18 protein-coding genes, 1 pseudogene and 1 CRISPR repeat array (1 of these 20 cut by a window edge) are annotated in these 17,925 nt (G+C 55.4%); of the genes and pseudogenes, 7 read left to right on the forward strand and 12 right to left on the reverse strand.

What is annotated here, in order from left to right:
- Positions 1-1,447: direct repeats of the CRISPR family, unit length 32 nt; unit sequence GTCGCCCCCCGTGCGGGGGCGTGGATTGAAAC (it extends 1,871 nt beyond the left edge of the window).
- A gap of 253 nt (positions 1,448-1,700) precedes the next feature.
- From GSUB_RS06200 to GSUB_RS06215, 4 genes are all read left to right on the forward strand, one after another.
- Positions 1,701-1,901 (forward strand): hypothetical protein, encoded by a 201-nt coding sequence (locus GSUB_RS06200; RefSeq protein ID WP_235269915.1) that lies wholly within the window; start codon positions 1,701-1,703, stop codon positions 1,899-1,901.
- 224 nt (positions 1,902-2,125) lie between these two features.
- Entirely contained in the window at positions 2,126-2,467 is a 342-nt protein-coding gene (locus GSUB_RS06205) for a type II toxin-antitoxin system RelE/ParE family toxin (RefSeq protein WP_040199768.1), read from the forward strand.
- Positions 2,460-2,771, forward strand: coding sequence for an addiction module antidote protein (locus GSUB_RS06210; RefSeq protein ID WP_040199770.1), 312 nt, complete (start codon positions 2,460-2,462; stop codon positions 2,769-2,771). The genes GSUB_RS06205 and GSUB_RS06210 overlap by 8 nt, the downstream gene beginning before the upstream one ends.
- A complete protein-coding gene (locus GSUB_RS06215) occupies positions 2,737-3,099 on the forward strand; it encodes an SHOCT domain-containing protein (RefSeq protein ID WP_144401963.1) in 363 nt (120 codons plus the stop codon). Before GSUB_RS06210 ends, GSUB_RS06215 begins: the two co-directional genes overlap by 35 nt.
- A gap of 471 nt (positions 3,100-3,570) precedes the next feature.
- Here GSUB_RS06215 and GSUB_RS06220 read toward each other — a convergent pair whose 3' ends face one another.
- From GSUB_RS06220 to GSUB_RS06240, 4 genes and pseudogenes are all read right to left on the reverse strand, one after another.
- Positions 3,571-4,674 carry an IS91 family transposase gene (locus tag GSUB_RS06220; protein ID WP_040199773.1) on the reverse strand — a complete coding sequence of 368 codons (1,104 nt, stop codon included), beginning with the start codon at positions 4,672-4,674 and terminating at the stop codon, positions 3,571-3,573.
- Positions 4,667-5,548, reverse strand: coding sequence for a site-specific integrase (locus tag GSUB_RS06225; RefSeq protein WP_052464648.1), 882 nt, complete (start codon positions 5,546-5,548; stop codon positions 4,667-4,669). The genes GSUB_RS06220 and GSUB_RS06225 overlap by 8 nt, the downstream gene beginning before the upstream one ends.
- Positions 5,549-5,798: 250 nt before the next feature.
- Positions 5,799-6,461 (reverse strand): PEP-CTERM sorting domain-containing protein, encoded by a 663-nt coding sequence (locus GSUB_RS06230; RefSeq protein ID WP_040199775.1) that lies wholly within the window; start codon positions 6,459-6,461, stop codon positions 5,799-5,801.
- A gap of 394 nt (positions 6,462-6,855) precedes the next feature.
- A pseudogene (locus GSUB_RS06240) lies at positions 6,856-7,065 on the reverse strand (SagB/ThcOx family dehydrogenase); the annotation flags it as partial.
- A 364-nt stretch (positions 7,066-7,429) separates the two neighbouring features.
- Between GSUB_RS06240 and GSUB_RS18525 the strand changes: the two are divergent.
- Positions 7,430-7,600, forward strand: a complete 171-nt coding sequence (locus GSUB_RS18525; protein WP_040199780.1) for a DUF1328 domain-containing protein — start codon at positions 7,430-7,432, stop codon at positions 7,598-7,600.
- A gap of 231 nt (positions 7,601-7,831) precedes the next feature.
- Here GSUB_RS18525 and GSUB_RS06250 read toward each other — a convergent pair whose 3' ends face one another.
- From GSUB_RS06250 to GSUB_RS06270, 5 genes are all read right to left on the reverse strand, one after another.
- On the reverse strand, positions 7,832-9,079 hold the full coding sequence (locus GSUB_RS06250; protein ID WP_040199782.1) for a BaiN/RdsA family NAD(P)/FAD-dependent oxidoreductase: 1,248 nt from the start codon (positions 9,077-9,079) through the stop codon (positions 7,832-7,834).
- Between the two features lie 52 nt (positions 9,080-9,131).
- Positions 9,132-9,545: an alternative ribosome rescue aminoacyl-tRNA hydrolase ArfB gene (gene arfB, locus GSUB_RS06255; RefSeq protein ID WP_040199783.1), complete on the reverse strand. Its 414-nt coding sequence runs from the start codon at positions 9,543-9,545 to the stop codon at positions 9,132-9,134.
- 408 nt (positions 9,546-9,953) lie between these two features.
- On the reverse strand, positions 9,954-11,405 hold the full coding sequence (locus tag GSUB_RS06260) for an SLC13 family permease (protein ID WP_040199785.1): 1,452 nt from the start codon (positions 11,403-11,405) through the stop codon (positions 9,954-9,956).
- On the reverse strand, positions 11,405-12,199 hold the full coding sequence (locus GSUB_RS06265) for a hypothetical protein (protein ID WP_040199786.1): 795 nt from the start codon (positions 12,197-12,199) through the stop codon (positions 11,405-11,407). Before GSUB_RS06265 ends, GSUB_RS06260 begins: the two co-directional genes overlap by 1 nt.
- Positions 12,200-12,555: 356 nt before the next feature.
- Positions 12,556-12,909, reverse strand: coding sequence for a hypothetical protein (locus tag GSUB_RS06270; protein WP_040199787.1), 354 nt, complete (start codon positions 12,907-12,909; stop codon positions 12,556-12,558).
- A 139-nt stretch (positions 12,910-13,048) separates the two neighbouring features.
- On the opposite strand from GSUB_RS06270, the gene GSUB_RS06275 reads away from it, so the two are divergent.
- Positions 13,049-13,936 carry an ATP-binding protein gene (locus GSUB_RS06275; RefSeq protein ID WP_040199788.1) on the forward strand — a complete coding sequence of 296 codons (888 nt, stop codon included), beginning with the start codon at positions 13,049-13,051 and terminating at the stop codon, positions 13,934-13,936.
- Positions 13,937-13,945: 9 nt separating this feature from the next.
- Here the strand turns inward: GSUB_RS06275 and nrfD are convergent, their stop codons facing one another.
- From nrfD to GSUB_RS06290, 3 genes are read right to left on the reverse strand one after another with little or no spacing between them, the layout of a single operon-like run.
- Entirely contained in the window at positions 13,946-15,202 is a 1,257-nt protein-coding gene (gene nrfD / locus GSUB_RS06280; RefSeq protein WP_040199789.1) for an NrfD/PsrC family molybdoenzyme membrane anchor subunit, read from the reverse strand.
- Between the two features lies 1 nt (position 15,203).
- On the reverse strand, positions 15,204-15,977 hold the full coding sequence (locus tag GSUB_RS06285) for a 4Fe-4S dicluster domain-containing protein (RefSeq protein WP_040199790.1): 774 nt from the start codon (positions 15,975-15,977) through the stop codon (positions 15,204-15,206).
- A 2-nt stretch (positions 15,978-15,979) separates the two neighbouring features.
- Positions 15,980-16,453: a cytochrome c3 family protein gene (locus GSUB_RS06290; RefSeq protein ID WP_040199791.1), complete on the reverse strand. Its 474-nt coding sequence runs from the start codon at positions 16,451-16,453 to the stop codon at positions 15,980-15,982.
- A gap of 266 nt (positions 16,454-16,719) precedes the next feature.
- On the opposite strand from GSUB_RS06290, the gene GSUB_RS06295 reads away from it, so the two are divergent.
- Complete coding sequence (locus GSUB_RS06295; protein WP_144401964.1) at positions 16,720-17,820, forward strand: LbtU family siderophore porin; 1,101 nt, start codon at positions 16,720-16,722, stop codon at positions 17,818-17,820.
- Positions 17,821-17,925: the final 105 nt, after the last annotated feature.

Below are 17,925 nucleotides of genomic sequence, written 5' to 3' on the forward strand. Positions count from 1 at the left end.
ATAGCAAGGGGGCTGTGAAACATTCGGGATGGCCTGTCGCCCCCCGTGCGGGGGCGTGGATTGAAACAAACACCTACCCTTACAAGGCTATGCCTTGCCTATGTCGCCCCCCGTGCGGGGGCGTGGATTGAAACTTCTATAAATTAAATCGTAAAGACTCTCCCAAAGCGTCGCCCCCCGTGCGGGGGCGTGGATTGAAACCCTGTTGTGTAGGGTATATGCCTCGATGCTCTGTCGCCCCCCGTGCGGGGGCGTGGATTGAAACACACAAGTCGCCAAAAACCCATCCCCTTAAATCGTCGCCCCCCGTGCGGGGGCGTGGATTGAAACAAAAGCACCAGCCAGAAGGGCGTGCAAAGTAATTCTGTCGCCCCCCGTGCGGGGGCGTGGATTGAAACTCGTTATCGCTCTGTTTATCAGCTCTGGCATGATGTCGCCCCCCGTGCGGGGGCGTGGATTGAAACCGATACGACTCAAACCACTTATGACGGTCCGGCCGTCGCCCCCCGTGCGGGGGCGTGGATTGAAACATAGTAAAATAGATGAAATCAAACATCGTCCTTGTCGCCCCCCGTGCGGGGGCGTGGATTGAAACTGTTTGGCGGGAACACTTTGCTTTATGCTTTTGGTCGCCCCCCGTGCGGGGGCGTGGATTGAAACATCAAGCGCAGCCGCAAATATCTCGGCCACAAAGGGTCGCCCCCCGTGCGGGGGCGTGGATTGAAACTGCCGCTTGCTTAAAAACAACGTCGTCGGCCACGCGTCGCCCCCCGTGCGGGGGCGTGGATTGAAACTATAAACAACCGTTCTTTCTTCGTTTTTGCTGTCGTCGCCCCCCGTGCGGGGGCGTGGATTGAAACGCCCGACAAAACACCCTCGATGAACAGCTCGAACGTCGCCCCCCGTGCGGGGGCGTGGATTGAAACTCTAAGCCGTTGTTTGGGTAGTCGTTGCGCAGCGTCGCCCCCCGTGCGGGGGCGTGGATTGAAACCTGCTCGAGGTTGACGGTGGGGGCTGCGGGCTGCGTCGCCCCCCGTGCGGGGGCGTGGATTGAAACATCTCGTTTATGATCTGCTCGGCTGAGGCGAGCGTCGCCCCCCGTGCGGGGGCGTGGATTGAAACATTATCATCTGCACCAACGCCGTTGACGAAGCCGTCGCCCCCCGTGCGGGGGCGTGGATTGAAACGTCCACGACCACAAACCCTTTCAAGGAAAAGGGCGTCGCCCCCCGTGCGGGGGCGTGGATTGAAACACCCAGTTCGAGACCAGCTTGACCGATCTCGGCGTCGCCCCCCGTGCGGGGGCGTGGATTGAAACGCCGATATCGCGAAAGACCGGCGCGAGGTTGCGTCGCCCCCCGTGCGGGGGCGTGGATTGAAACCCCGCAACCAGGTCGAAATCGAGCTCGCCGAACGTCGCCCCCCGTGCGGGGGCGTGGATGGCTACATATCGGGTCGGACCAACCCAACTATTTGAAAATAAATCGAAAATCTGTTGTGTGGCGCACTGTTTAGGGCCTTAGACGGTCCATTTTGACCATAAAATGAGATGTTTAAGGGCGGAGGGGGCTATGCTCAGTTACCGTTTGGAGTAATCACAGAAGGCCCGGGCTCAATCGGGGCCTCATCAAGATACCCCTTAGGAGCAAACCCCATGAAATGCTTAGTCTATAATCCTCAGAAAGGCCGCCTGGAAACGCTTGAGGTGGAAGTTCACACCTGAGAACACGACGCGGTTCAGCAGCCGCGGCAATGGTAGCGTCACCATGATCACCGACTGGGACGGTGGGCTGCTTATCAAGTCGGGCTTCGACCACACGATTTACCTGTACGATGTCTCCAGAGCGGATATCGGGCACAGTCAGCAAAGGGCCAGAGAGCTTCAGCAGCAATATGCCTAGCAGAGCTGTGGGAGGCGGCTGCAAGAAAGCTCAGCAGCCTACTGCTGCAGCACTCACGAAACGGGAATTTTAATTGTCGCTGACCGGGAAAAATAGTTGACGTTGATCAGGTGAGAGTTCGGCAAGCAGGTGAAGCAGGATGAGGCTATACAGTTAGCGGACTACAAAAGTGTTCTGCTGGTAAACGATCTATTTTGACTGTGTGTAACTTATAGGCTACAATTGTGTCAACTTATCCTTATGAAATTGACTATTACGTTACCGAAGACGGAAGCATACCGTTTAAGGAATGGCTTGAGAGTTTACGCGATGTACAGGGGAGGGCACGAATACGTGTGGGGTTGGATCGGGTCCGACTGGGGAATTTGGGCGATCACCGTTCCCTTGGTGGCGGCGTCCAGGAACTGCGGATCGCTTTTGGGCTTGGCTATCGCGTTTACTACGGTATCGAGGGGCGGCGCATTGTTCTGATTCTACTGGGTGGAGACAAGTCCTCTCAAAAAAGGGATATCGCTAAAGCCAAACAATTCTGGCGGGACCAGCAAAGGAGATCGGCGCATGATTAAAACTACAGCATACCAACGCGACCTGGTCGACGCGCTTAAAGATCCGGTTGAAGCCGCGGCTTATCTTAACGCTGCAATTGAAGATGGAGATCGTGCCGTATTTTTGCTGGCGCTACGCAATGTGGCCGAAGCCAGCGGTGGTATGAGTGCTTTAGCGGAAAAAGCACAACTTAGTCGCGAAAGCCTCTATCGCACACTGTCAGCACGTGGAAACCCCGAAATCAAAAGTTTAAACGCAATTCTTCATGCCATGGGGTTGCGGCTCGCAGTTGAACCAGAAAATCGGGAAACCTCGGCTGCCTGAAATCTCGGTTTTGCTTTCGATTGGATCAGGAGGGAGGTCCGACCCTATTTTGCCACCGCTGAATGAAGTTTTTTTTGCAGGAGGAAGACAGATCAAATCGTTTCTTTTTTTTCTTCTCGCGGCCGCCACTGTTCTTTGCTTTTCCGGATGCAGCAAGGAGACGATCGGGGGAACTGCGGTTGGCGCCGGCGCTGCCGGCGCTGCGTACGAATACCAGAACAAACAAGCACTTGATGACCTGGAGGATGATTATGAGGGGGGTCAGATTGACAAAGAGGAATACTTGCGAAGAAAGGACGAAATTGAGGATAAATCGGCCATCTATTGATTGATTTTCCAACGCATTTCTTGTACCCCCTCGGGTCGAATCTTCCCATGTAGCTGACGCCAAATTTCATTTTTTGAAAAACTAAAGACGAGCCACTTGGATTGATATAAGCAACTCATCTTTATTCTTTCAGCGGAGATAACCAATAAGGATTGATACGACCCGAAGGCGTCGTCTCAATCCATTGTTCAAGAAGCCCGAGTTTGGGCACGATCTTTCAATATAGGGGATTGGTTTTCAGGTGGGGGGGGGCGATGGCCCGGGTGGGGGAGAAATGAACCTGCCAATGGGGCCTTGCGAGCCCCTTGACGGCGCCAAGAGGGCAAATGCTAGTAAAAATACCCTCGGATTTCCTGCCAAGTTACCTCATTTTTAGCACGTTGGGCGCACCGGTGCCTTCCTGCTCAGAAAGAGGTTCTGGGCAGACCATTGAGGGCCCGACATGGGGTTTTGGAGAGGTGCAGGGTGTTTCTACCCCGTCCGCGCCCGCTTCTCAGGTTTGCGTTTCGGTGGCAAGATCAGACGGTACCCCTCAAGTTCTTTCCCACACTGCCGACAGCTTAACGGCGGTTGTGGTTCCGGCATCACCTTCGGTACCGTGACGGCAAAGCCGTGGGCAATCTGAATGCGGGCGCGAACCTCCGCAAGAGGCATGCGGCATCCAGGGCTCAAGAAACCGTAGTAGCGCACCTTCATAAAGCCCCAGGGCAGCACATGTTGCAGGAACAGTCGGAGGAACTCCAGGGCGGACACTTCGCGGGTGCGTGGTCGACTGCTCCCCTTCTTCTTGTAGCTGAAGGTGACCCGGCCCTTTTCCACCGAAACGATGCGACTGCTGGAGATCGCCACACGAAAGACGTAGGGCGCCAGATACTTCAGCGAACCTTCGGCGTCGCCGACGGCCTGGCAGTTGACGTTCCAGTCGGTTTTCCATACGCTGCTGGGGATCTCGCCGAGCCGACCGGCCTTCTTGATGCGCTCGCGGAACTTGGCGCGAACGATGAGTGAGAGGGCCTGAACCGGCAGGTAGAACTCGTTGCGCGATGGCATCCATTGCCCGGTGCCCGAAGCGATAGCCCCGCCGGTCACCACATAGTGGATGTGCGGGTGATACTGTAGTTGGCGGCCCCAGGTATGCAGCACGCCGAAGAACCCCGGCAGGTCGCCCCCGATGAAGCGGGAATCCTTGGCCAACCGCTTCATCGCCTCCGAAGAGGCAGCGAACAGCGCTGAGTAGGCCAGCCGCTGGTTGCTGCGCATAAAGGGACGCAACGGCTCGGGGACGGTGAAGGTCAGCATAAAATGCGCCCCCGGCATCTGGCGTTCCAGCTGCCGTTCGAGCCACTGGCGGCCCTTGCGATACTGGCAGATCGGGCAGTGACGGTTGCCGCAGCCCAGATGGAGCACGTGGTCCTCGCCGCAGTGCTCGCAACGGTAAATGGTGGTGCCGCTCTCAGGAGTCCGGCAGCGTAAGATCGCTTCGATCACCTTCCGGTGCTGGGGCGGGACCTTGGCACCGTGTTGCTGAAGATATTCGGGGCCGTAGCTGCGGAAGATCGCTGTCAGCTTATCCATGGAAGAGGCCCTCCATGAGAGTGTTGATCAGCGCGCAGGCATCCTCGTTCCCCTTCTGGGTCAGGTGCAGGTAAATCAGGGTGGTGTCGAGGGAAGAATGGCCAAGATACTTTTGGATGACGCGGATGTTGACGCCCTCCTCAAGCAGATGGGTCGCGTAAGAGTGGCGCAGGGTGTGGATCTTGACCTCTTTTTTATGGATGCCCGCCTCGCGCACGGCGTTCTTCATGGCCCCCTGAACGCTGCTGACAGCCATGGGGGATTGAGATTTATGAGCATTCTTGCCGTTGCGCCCCAGGGCCGGGAAGAGCAGGCGCGGATGACGGTGAGTCGCCCAGTATTTGCGCAACAGCTTGTAGGTGCTCATCGGTAGCGGCACATAGCGGTCCTTGGCCCCCTTGCCGCGATAAACATGAATCATCATGCGCTGCTTGTCGATGTCGGAGACTTCTAGATGCAGGGCCTCCTGCAGACGCAGGCCGCAGGAGTAGACGGTGGTGAGAAAGACGCGGTTGTGAAAGGCATAGACGCAGGCCAGAACGCGCTGCACCTCCTCGCAGCTGAGTACAGTCGGCAGGCGTCGCTCCTTCTGGACATGCAGGTATTCAAAGGTGCGCCATGAGCGATCGAGGACGTTGGTAAAAAAGAAGCGGATCCCGGCATGGCAGATGCGCATGGTGCCGGGAGACCACTCGTCGATATTGATGCGATGGAGGAAGTAGTCCTGCAGTTCGGTCTCGGTGATGGCATCGGGAGTTTTCTCGTAAAACTCCACCAATTTGCGCACCGAGCGGGTGTACATCTGCTGAGTTTTGTCGCCTTTGCCGGATAGCTGTAGGGCCCGCATCGATTGTTCGTACCAGTCGGTCATCATAATGGTTCTCCTTTCCACAGTTGAGGTTTCGCCGCGGAAGACGGCTTGTGGATATGAAAAGCAGATGATCGACTGGTACGGAAGTATTTTTTAGGAAAAATGAGACGGTAGGAGGGGGAGAGCAGGCGAGAAGGTGTTGATTTTAGGAACTTCTGCCGCGAAGCGGCTTACTTGAACAAACACAAAAAAGGGAGCATCGCTGCAGCGATACTCCTTTTTTGAAGTCATTTCAAGAAGGTCCGCTCTTGAACTAGGAATTCTTACGGTGATTGCGCCGGCCTGCGAACCAGACACCCAGAGAGCCGATGCCAAACAGCAACAAAGTAGAGGGCTCCGGTACGACGGTTGCTGATACATCACCCTCCATGTTGACATACAAACCAGTTGGATTGTTGCTGCTTCCTGTATTGTTGACCAGGAACGTCAAAGTGTTCACGCTGGGCAGAAAGCCAAAATCAAGGACGAAAGAATCCAGAAACACAAACCCTCTTTCCGGCTTGGTTATCCCGGTTGCATTTCCGTTCAGCAGAATCGACGCACTGTTGTCTGTGGCCCACTGCCCTGAAATTATGGCAGTTGAAGGGTCAAAACCAGTAAGATCAAATGTAAGCTGATAAGCGTAATTGCCAGGGGAAAAGGTTGCTGTCCCGGCAGGATTTTGCTCGCTGGATGGGTTGATCCATTGTGCGAAATCATCTGTATTGTCTGCCCAGGCGGAATGGGGGGTGATGGCACGAGGGGTGAGCGTACCATCATCGAACATAAGGGAGTAGTGAGAATCGGCAGTTCCAATCGCCAGAAGGTTGCCGCTGTCATCTACACCGGTACTGTACAGGCCGGAAATGGGGACTGCCGCCGCATGTACCGCAGCGAAAAGAACGAAAGCCAAAGCGGTCGCAATTCTAAAGAACATAAAAAAACTCCTGTGTTCCTGTGTTTAAAACAGTGAATAAAAATGTCTGCCCAAAAATAAGCAAATTATGTTCCTACTTATAATTGCCTGAAAAATAGACAGAAATTTTAAAAAGGAAAAAATCACAGGAGTCTTTTGTGTAAAATTTTTCGACAAAATGCAATGTTTTTCGACAGTATTTCGGCGGGACTTGAATGCTCATGGATCCGACAGGCGTTCATTGATTCTGGTCACCAACTCCGGGCTGAGGGTGATAAACTTCAAGCCCACCCAGGGCATGCAGAAATCGTTGCCCCACGGCCGCGACCAGCGTACTTCAGTCCTGATCGGCTCGTGCGGTTCAATATTTTTTGCGAGCGCATCATTTATTGTGTCCCGCAGCGCCACCAACCCTTTAAATCTTCCCCACAGGCGCCAGGTAAACGGTGAATTCCTCTTCCCCGTCAATGTCGAGCAGCGCATCCATCAGATCCTGGTTGTACGCCGCAATGGCGCAGGTGCCGGCGTTGATGGCTTCGCAGGCGAGGTAGAGGTTCTGGCAGACGTGACCGGCATCGAGGGCGATGACTTTGTAGGAGGCTTCGGCGTAGCGCCATTCCATTGTGCATGTCGGGTCGGACCAACCCAACTATTTGAAAATAAATCGAAAATCTGTTGTGTGGCGCACTGTTTAGGGCCTTAGACGGTCCATTTTGACCATAAAAGGAGATGTTTAAGGGAGAAGAGGGCTATGCCGAGTGTATGCCGTGTGCCCACATTAAGGCCTCTTGCGGCTTTTTCTCTGGAGTCAATTGTTGTAAAAAAAAACAAGAATTTGCGCATGTCCGTTCCGTTAATGGACCTCCCCGAAGAGGCAAAAGGCGAGCCGCTTAGTTTGAACCAGGCGGCTCGTCTTTTCCCGTCATTGTAAATCGCCAGCCCTCTGTTATCAATTAGGTATCGAAAACTTCAAGGGCAAAGGAGGCGTTATGCTGGGTTGGTCAGTTACCTTTTTCGTTATCGCCATTATCGCTGGGGTTTTCGGCTTCACTGGGATTGCGGCGGCCACCGCGGAGATTGCAAAAATTCTCTTTTTCATTTTTTTGGTTCTTTTTGTTCTCTCCCTGATCTTTGGCGGACTCCGCAAGCCAAGGGTGTAATCTGACCTGAGACGGATGAGCGATCGCACGCACGTTTTGGCCATCAGGGTGATTCAGAAGAGGTTGGTAATTGAGGATGGAACAAAAAGTTACATAAGTTACCAGCGTCCCCGCTGCCCCCCAAAAAGTTACATAAGTTACCAGCGTCCCCGCTGCCCCCAGGTGATGCGCGAGGAACTGAATCAGGACATTGACCCGCCCTGAACTCAGAAGCTTTCCCCCATGGTACTGCTACTTGCTGTGTCGGGCTGCGTTGATTCCGGCCAGATAACCGCTCGACCAGCAGATCTGCAGATTGAACCCGCCGGTCGGACCGTCGAGGTCGATCATCTCGCCGGCAAAGTAAAGATTGCGGATTTTTTTCGATTGCATGCTGCGCATGTCGATGTCTTTGAGCGAAACGCCGCCCTCGGTAATGATCGCCCGTTTGAAGCCACCGCATCCTGTGACGTTGAGTTCCAGTTGTTTGAACAGATTCAGCAGCTTGAGTCTTTCCTGGCGTGTGACTGAATGGCACTTCTGGGTGGGATCAATGCCCGAGAGACGAATGAATACGGGGATCATGTCACGGGGCAGCAGCCCCGCGAGGGAATTGCCGAAATCGCGGTTGTTGTTTTTTTCAAGTTCCCGTTGAAGGCGGCGGTCGAAGGTTTCTGTATCGACCGCCGGTTTAAGATCGAGCTGCAGTGTGATTTTCCCTGACTTGAGCGCCTTGCGGATTGCGCTGCTCATATCCAGGATGATTGGGCCGCTGATGCCGTTGCGGGTAAAAAACGCCTCGCCGAACCGCTGATCGATTTTCTTCCCGTCGAGCAGCACTGAAATCTGCACATGTCGCAGGTTGAAGTCACAGAGTTCGCCGGTCCAGTTTTCGGCCAGCTTGACTGAAACCAGCGAGGCTTCAGGTTTGACAAGATGATGCCCGGTCTGGTCGGCCCAGCGGTAGCCGTCTCCCGTGCAGCCGGTCTCCCGGTAAGACAGGCCGCCTGTTGCGAGGATGAGGCTTTCGGCCTCAAAGAGACCTCTGGATGTGGATATGCGACTGATCTGGTCATTGCTCAGCTTCAGCTCATTGACCTGGCAGTCGGTCAGAACCGTGACGCCGGCCTCTGTGATAAACCGCTCGAGCAGGGCCAGCACCTCAGCCGCCCCACCTTTTTCCGGGAAGACCCGACCGCCGCGTTCGACGGCCATTGACAGGCCGCGTTGCTCGAAAAAGTCAACGACATCCGATGGGCCGAACGCGAAAAGAGCCGTTAGAAACGGTCTGCCATCCGGATTGAGATGCTCGATGAATTTTCGCGGGTTCTCTTCACTACAGGTGACATTACAGCGCCCCTTGCCGGTGATCAGCAATTTCGCGCCGCACCGCTTATTCTTTTCCAGCAGCAGGACGCTCGCCCCCTCGAGTGCGGCGAAGCCCGCGGCAAACATGCCGGCCGGGCCGCCTCCGACCACGATGACATCATAGGTGTGCATGGAATTTTTCCTTGGATTCTTTGAGATATGGCGACTTGTGCTGCAGGCTCACTCAGTCATTGACTTTGCCGCGCAGGCTTTTTATCTGACCGCGGCGCGTTTTTTCCTTCAGCCGTTTTTCTTTTGATGTCTTGGTAGGCTTGGTCGGCTTGCGCCTGCGCTGAGTGGTCATCGTGCTCTGGATGAGGTTCCGCAGGCGTTTCAATGCTTCGTCCCGGTTGCGTTCCTGGGTGCGGTACTGCTGCGACTTGATGACCACAACCCCCTCCTGGGTGATGCGCTGGTCATTGAGGTTGAGCAGGCGCTCCTTGACGGAATCGGGCAGAGAAGATGCTCGAATATCGAAGCGCAGATGGATGGCGCTGGCTACCTTGTTGACGTTCTGCCCGCCTGATCCCTGGGAAGCCACGGCATGCAGCTCGATTTCGTTTTCCGGGATGGTGATTTGTCGGGATATTTTCAGCATGTGGTCCTTCTCTGGTTTTCTTCCACAGAGACAATCGTCAGATCGCCGGGATGCTCATATCTCAACGTTAGAGCGGCTGAAAGCCAGTGTCAATGTCAAATGTTCGGAGCGCTGCACGAGATTTTATAAGGTTTTTAGTTGAAGCATGGCGCGAGTATTTTGGCATGACGCAGGAGGAATTGGCTGCTAAAGCCGGTATGGCCAGCCGGCCATTGCTAAAATTTAGAGATCCGATGCCCGTCCGCGTTTTGCGACTTTGTGCAAGATTGCCAACGCCATGGCTCTTGATCCCGCAAGGCCCCCGAACAAGAACAAAAAGGGGATAGGGCGCTTTTATTTGAAAAGACAGCCTGTCCCCTTTTTTGTCCCCTTTTTCTGTCCCCCTTTTTCTGTCCCCTTTTTCTCGTGCTACGGCAGGGTATACCCCAACAATGGCCAGACGAAGCGAACGGTGGCCAGGAAGAGGATGATCGCCAGGGATTGGATCATCAGGCCGGGCAGCACCATCTCGCGCATCTTGAGATAGCCCGAGGCGAAGATGATGGCGTTGGCGGGAGTGCCCATCGGCAGGCAAAAGGCCAGCCCCGAGGGCAGCGCGATAACCAGCGTCATCAGGCGCGGGTCGAGCCCCATGCTCGCCTCCAGGCTGATGGCGATGGGCATGAGCATGGCGATGACGGCGGCGTTGCTGATGCACTCGGTAAGAAACAGGGAAAGCAGGGCGATCATCGCCAGGATCAGGAGTGGCGAACCGGTCAGCCCGGAAAGCCCGAGGTCCGCCAGATAGCCCGCAGCGCCGCTGCGGTCCAGGGAGGCGGCAAGGGTGATCGCCCCTCCGTACATGAGAATCACGCCCCAGTTGACATACTCCTCTATCTTCTTCCAGGTGACCACACGAAAAGCAAACAGCACCGCCACGGCGACAATGGCGATGTTGGCAAGACCCAGAGTGTGGCCGAGGAAAATCCAGCATCCGATGGTCGCGGTCATGACCACCGCGACGATCACCTCGCGATGATTCATGCGCCCCATATCCAGACGCCGCTGCTTGAGGTAGTGCTGACCTTTTTCCACCGAATCGATATCGATGGGAAACAGGCGTCGGAGCAGCAGGTAACCCATCAGCATAAGCGGAAAAACAATCGGCAGAGCTGCTGCAGTCCATTCCATGAACGTGAAATCTTTATCAGTAGCTTCACGCAGCATCCCCACTGCCAGCGGAGCCCGTGCTCCGCCCAGGAAGGTGGCAATCCCGCCGATGACGCATCCCCACGCGATACTCATGAACAGCAGCTTTGCATAGCTGCTTCGCCCGGGCTCAAGCCCAAGGCTGCGCACGATCTCGGCCACCATGGCGAACATCATGGCCGCCACTGCATGCTCGCTCATGGCGAAAGACAACAGGGCTGAGAACACGAAGACCGTCAGAGACAGCCTGCCTGGGGTTTTGCCGAATCGTGCCAGCATGGCGCGCGCCAGTCTCGCCGAGAGCCCAGAACTGCTCATGGCGGCGGCAAGGATAAAGGCGCTGAGGATGAAAAATACCGCCTCATTGCCAAAGAGAGCGTAGGTTTCGCGCCGTTCGAGAATGCCGAACAGCGGAACAGCGGCCATGGCGAGCAGAGAGGTTACGGCCAGGGGCAGCAGGCCGCTGACCCACAGAAATGTGCAGGCCGCAAACAGCACCAGGGCACGATGCCCTTGCGGAGAAAGCTCTTTGGGAGGCTCAAGACTGAAGAACAGAACCGCAAGGGCCGCAAGGATAAGAATGACCTGGTAGCGGCGGGTGCGATCGAAAAGAATGGCCCACATGGGGCGGCGATCGATCTTGAGCGGATTTTCGAATTGGGATGGATCCATCACAGACCTGCAGAATCAAAGGACTTTTCCACCTCCCGAACACGCAGCAGGCGTCGCAGATCGGAACCGGTGCGCAAGTGGGCATTCTGGGCACGGATAAGCAGGTTGCCGACCAGCGTTCGCGGCGACGGCAGAACCAGAGGGGTGGTGCGCTCGATCAGAGGACCCCAGGGACGCAGAGTCATGCCGGAGCCCTTCCAGCACCTGCTCAGATGAGTGAAAATATCCTGGAGCCGGTTGGTGTCTCTTGTCTGGCTGTTTACATCCAGTGCCACGAGAGGAACGATCTGCCCGGCAGCCAGAATCTTCATCGCCTCTATCACCTGCGAAGGGCTCAGGGTGGATAAATCCAGATCTGCACCGACCGCCCAGCGCGGGAAAATATGTCTTGCCTGCTCGAGGGCGGGGAACCATTTATCGGCAGATGCCGCTGCGTCGTCCAGAGGACTGTCGACTTTGACGCTAACCAGGTCGACGCCGTGCGCGTAGGCAAATTCCAGCAACTCGGGCGCAGGGGCAAAGTCCAGGCGCGCCAGAACAAAGCCACGCAGGTTTTTTTTGATCAACTCCAGCAGCGAAGAGGCCTGAATCAAGCCTTCGGACCGTTGAAAGTTGAAAACAAAGAGCTCGACCGGTTTCTGGCAGTCACTGTCGAAAATGGTTTCCAGTGTCGGCTGAGGGGCGAGCTCTGCTCCCACAAGGAAAAGAGCCTCTTCGCGGCGCAGCTCTGCTGGGGAGACAGCCAATGGCGCCTGGGTCAGTTGTACGGAAATTTTGTGAACATCGAGCGGCATTTTTTGCAACCCTGGTTGGAAGGCGCGGTCAGATTGAGTTTCAAGTCATAGATCAGCGCGCGTTGATCGGATACAATCAAAAAAATTCCCCTTAAACCCTATGTAGGATATAGGGAATCTGTGAGCTAATCAACGCAAAAAATAATTTTTATTCTTTTTTAAACTTCGGTTTTTTGGTGTGCTTTGAGTGGCTGCGAGGAGGGAGGCTCAGTCGGAAACAAAAAAGACAGGCCGATTCTTCAGAGAAAAACGACCTGTCTTTTTATCGAGAGAGCTTTGGTTGCAACTCCCAGGGAGGCTGTCGGGCTCCGCGGATTTCACGGATCGTCCGACAGCTCTCTGGGGTTAAGGTTGATTCAATTGTTGATCAGCAGCCCGTCTCTGACTTGAACCACCTGTTGAGCGCGGGCGGCGATTTCGGGGCTGTGGGTGACAATGACAACCGTTTTGCCGCCCTGGTGCAGCTTTTCGATGGTCGCCATTTCGACGTTATCCTGCGAGGTGGCGGCGACCGCTCTTTCCGAGCCGACCGAGAGGGCTTCTTTGAGCGCCGCCGCAACGGTGCCTTCATCAAGGGTTCCGCCGTTTTTGGAAGTAGAAAGGGCGCTCAGGACGTTTCCAGCCAGATCGCCTCCTTTCATCTCGGCACAGCCGGACAACACCAGCAGCAGGCAGCAGAAGGCGGACCAGTAAAGGGGGTGACGTGTCATATGGGAACTCCCTGAGGGGAAAATTGTATTTCCGGCTTTCGGAACGCTGGAAAGTATAGCAGAATACAGGCGGTCTGATGCAAAAAAGGGAGAACTGGGGAATTTTCCGTCAAACAAGAAAAGTGAATAGGTGATTGCTATGAATCTCGATTATGAACTGGTTGAGCAGTTGCGGCGGGTGCTGACCTCCGTCGAGCAGATCCTGCCGCGACCGGTGGCGCCCATCGACTGGCAGAACTGTTTTGCCGCCAACTGGCGCCGCCATTCTTTTGCCGGCTACCTCGAGCCCATGCAGGCCGTGGATGACATCGGTCTGGATGAGCTGCTCGGCATAGATGCGCAGAAAGAGGTGGTGGAGGACAATACGTTGCAGTTTCTGCGTGGATATCCCGCCAACAACACCCTGCTGTGGGGGTCGCGCGGAACCGGGAAGTCATCCCTGGTGAGGGCGCTTCTCAATCGTTATGCCGAAGAGGGGCTGCGCATCATCCAGGTGGATAAGGACGATCTGCCCAGCCTGCCCGACATCTTCAGTATCATCGGGGATCAGCCTTACCGTTTTATCGTCTTCTGCGATGATCTTTCGTTCGAGTCAGGGGAGAAAAGCTACAAGGTGCTGAAAAGCGCCCTGGATGGCTCTGTTTACGCTGCGCCGCCCAACACGCTGATCTACGTCACCTCCAACCGGCGCTACCTTGTGCCCGAATACGACACGGACAACCTCGGCTCCAAACTGGTCAACAACGAGGTTCATTTCGGCGAAGGGGTCGAGGAGAAGATCTCCCTGTCGGACCGGTTCGGTCTCTGGGTGGCGTTTCATGTCTTTACCCAGGAACAATACCTGGATGTGGTGCGCCAGTGCGTGGTAAACCTCGGACGCCGTCATGGCATCGAGCCGCCCTGGAGCCGGGAGCTGGAGCAGGCTGCAATCGCCTGGTCGCATGACAAGAGCAAGCGCTGCGGCCGCACTGCTTTTCAGTTTGCGCGCCGCTGGGTCGGGCAGTTGCTGCTGTCCGAAGAAAAATAGCTTCGGTGCTCAGTTGGTCTCTTCTTCCAGAAAAACCGGGAAGATTTTATTGAGAAAATAAAAAAGAACAAAGGGCGTTACCGCCACCAGCAGGGCCCCGGCAAGACCTTCGCGGAAAGTCTCCCAGGAATCGGGGATAATCGGCAGATGGTAGTGCATGAAGCCGGCAAAGGTCAGTGAAAACGCCTGCCCGCCGATGACGACGTTCCAGCGCATCATGAAGACCCCGAACAGCACTAGAGTGCAGGCCAGCGCCGCTCGTCGCACCGTCAGCCCTGGCAGCAAGAGCAGGACAAATGGAACGAAGTTGCCGATGCCGAACTGCAGAACGAAGATCTGCATGAAATCCCTGTCATAGATGACCGAGCGCAGAATATCCCAGGATTTCACCGCCGTGTAACCGCGGAAAATCATGTCGAGCAACTCAAGGGTGACCGCGAGAATCATGAAGATCAGCAGATAGCGCGAACTCATGCGAACTTCCTGGGCCTGCGCGCCTTTAAGTTGTTCGATGGATGGGATATCAGCAGATTTCGCGTTTCTTCTGCCGGCCAGAAACTTGCGGATTTCCATCGTCACGATGTAGCACAGGATGCATAAAGCGATGCCGGAAACCACCGCCGAGCAGATGAAGATGACGGGCATCAGCGGGGTCATCCACAGGGCGTTGGCTTTGACCGAGCCGAAGATGAAGCCCGCGTAGCCGTGGAGGAAGCAGGCCACCGGTATGCCGACGGCCGACAGAACGGTGACCGCCTTGTGGTCTTTCTCCAGTGCGGCGGGGCTGATATCCCATGCGCCGAGAGTCAACAGGGAGAAGAGCTTCATGCGCAGGTTCTCGCCGGAACTGCGCACCGGTTTGTTTTTGAGCGCCGTTGCCGTTTCGACAAAATGCTCGCGATAGACAAACCATAATTCCGACCCGACGATGCAGGCATAGGTGAGAAATACAACGCCGAACGCCGAAATGGCGGAGGTGAAATGGGGTGTCATCATTACGTGGCTGCCGCGCAGCGGCTGTGAGAGATGCAGCATGAGCGGCAGCATCGCCACCGGCAGCAGGGCAAAGGAGAACACCAGCGAAAAACGGGCGATATCCTTGAGCTGTTTGAAACCGAACACATGGTAGAGCGAAGAGAGCACGAAAGCGCCCGCTACCAGACCAGTCATGAAAGGGTACATGACAATCTGGATCGACCAGTAGATAAATTCGTTGGGCAGAACAAACAGTTCTTTTGCCGTCCAGAGTTCTCCATGAACTACCATCTCAGCGCACCTCCATGTTCAGCCCGATGTAATACACCTGCGGGTCAGTCCCGAAACCGTCCTTGAGCACCCCCACCCGCTGCGACATGACCGTCTTTGTGACCGGATCGTCGGGATCTTTCATGTTGCCGATCTTGCGCGCTCCGAAGGGGCAGGCTACGGCACAGGCCGTCGATTCTCCCTTGTGAATGCGGTGGTAGCAGAAGTTGCATTTCTCCGCAACATGATGCACCGGGTGGAAAAAACGCACCCCGTACGGGCAGCCCATCACGCAATAGCCGCAACCGATGCACCAGCTGCGGTCGACCAGCACCACGCCGTCGGGCGCTTTGTAGGTTGCGCCCACCGGGCAGACCTGAACACAGGAGGGGTGATCGCACTGGTTGCACAGCTTGGGCACGAAAAACGCCTGCACGATGTCCTCGTCTGCGATCTCCAGGGGGCCGACCGTGCCACGGTCAATGGCGCGCTGCGTGAAGCCCTCATGGGCCCCGCGTGGCGAGTCAGCGTGCACTTCGCCATCGCGGGTGATGACGTAGCGCTCCACCCAGGTGCGGGTGGCATTGGTTTCCTGGGGGATGTCGTTTTCGTACTTGCAGGCCTTGACGCAGAAACCGCAGCCGACGCATTTATGCGTATCCACCAAGAAGATCCAGCGCAGGTCGGGGTTCGCGGCAAAGGCCTCGCGTGGATCAATCCATGTCATGGAGGTCAGCGGAAGGCTGGTCCCGGCCACGGCAATGACCGTGCTTCTCAGAAAATCACGGCGTTTCATGATCACATTTCCTCCAGGTCGGGATTATGAGGGGCGTGGCAGTCAACGCAGGCAAATCCTGGGTTGTGCTCGTCAGGTTCGATGCCGGGCAGATCGCCGCGATCGCTTCCCGGGTAGGGCAGACGGGCGTGACAGCGCAGGCAGAGATCACGGCTGCGGTCAATGGCAAGCTGCATCGGTTCTTCCGGGTGGTCGAAGGCAGGTCCGTGGCAGTTCTCGCACTGGATGGCGCCATGCATCGATTCCGCTGAACTTTCTGCCTGATCCACGTGACAGCCGGCGCAGTAGTCCCGGCCGCGGTATTTGGCCGGAAAATCCTTCCATTCCTGCACATTGCCCTCACGATACCAGCCGTACATGAACCCCTCGCCGCCATGGATGCCAAAATCCTTCGGGACATAGAATGCGCGTGCCAGAAGGATGACCGCAACGATGGCGATGACGACGAAAAGAGGACGCCAGACATGGTTTTTCACAGGCTGCTCCTGTTCGTGTAAAACGAGGGTTTAAATGAGTGCACCATTGCAGCAATTAAAAAACAAAACTTGAGTATGTCAATGTCAGGGAATGACCTCCCTCCTTTGAAAAGGCTTGAAACAATCGTGTTAGCATGATTCTTTAGAGATATTTATTAGTAAATTCAAAAAGTTGTAAAAATATGGAAAATGTACTTGATATTCGTTTTCAAGTAAGTTAGCCTCTGAAAAATTTTAACTCACAAACTGTCTGGAGGTTTGAGTCGATGAATTGGATGAGACGATTGTTGGGATGTTTTTTTGTTGCGGGGCTGATTCTGATGTTGCCGGTTGTCGTCCTGGCGCAACCAGATTATGAGGCGATGCGCAGTCAGATCGACAACCTGCGTCAGCGCATTGCGACGCTGGAAGGGGAGAAAACTCAGCCCGATGAGCCTTTTATCCTCAGCGCGCTGAATAAATCGATTACTCTCAGCGGGTTGCTGGAGCTGGAGGCATTCTGGGAAAAAGTCGAGGGCGGTGAAGAAACCAGCGACCTGCAGCTGGCGACCGTGGAATTGGCGGCCGATGTGGATATTAACGAAAACATCGCTGGCCATCTGGCGTTACTGTGGGAGGAGGACGAAACTGATAACATTGAGGTTGATCAGGCGGTCATCTTTCTGCGCCACCCGGTTCCTTTCTGGAGACACTACGTCACCTTTGCCGGCGGCAAGATGTATCTGCCCTTCGGAAATTTCGACAGCGCCTTCATTAGCGACCCTCTGACTCTGGAGCTCGGTGAAACCAACAGTACGGCTGCGGTCTTCGGCTTCCAGGGCGATCTTCTGGCGCTGCATGTCGGCGCTTTTAATGGTGACGTTGACACCCGCGATGATGACCGCATCGACAGTTGGGTGGCTTCTCTTGAATTGACTCCGATGGACGGACTCGCCTTCGGAATCTCCTATCTGAGCGATCTGGCAGAAAGCGACATAGAATTGGTCAAGGATGAGGATCTGTATCGCTCCAGTGTGGCAGCGGGCGGCGCCTACCTCTCATGGCAGATAGGTGGGGTCAATCTTCTGGCTGAATATATCGCAGCCCTGGAAAATTTTTCGTCGGAGATGGTCGGTGCTGGAGAAGATCTAACCGGGGAAAGGCCCTGGGCATGGAACGTGGAACTGTCCTGGGAGCCGACAGAACGCTGGCAGCTCGGCGTAAAGGCTGAAGGTGCAGAAGATTTTCAGAGCGATCTCAAGCGCTACGGGGCCGTGGTCTCCCGCGGATTGTTCCGCAACACCGTGCTTGGGCTTGAATATCTGTATGGAGACGCCGATGAGGATGAAAGCCATACGGTGACGGCGCAGTTGGCATTGAGTTTCTAACGTTAACGTAGTGCTCCCGGCAAAAAAGCCGCTCGTTTGAGCGGCTTTTTTACTGAATTTTGTTTATTGATTTGTTTTTGGTGGTAGAATCATGGCCGAATTTGA

Source organism: Geoalkalibacter subterraneus (genome assembly GCF_000827125.1).
Lineage (GTDB): Bacteria > Desulfobacterota > Desulfuromonadia > Desulfuromonadales > Geoalkalibacteraceae > Geoalkalibacter_A > Geoalkalibacter_A subterraneus.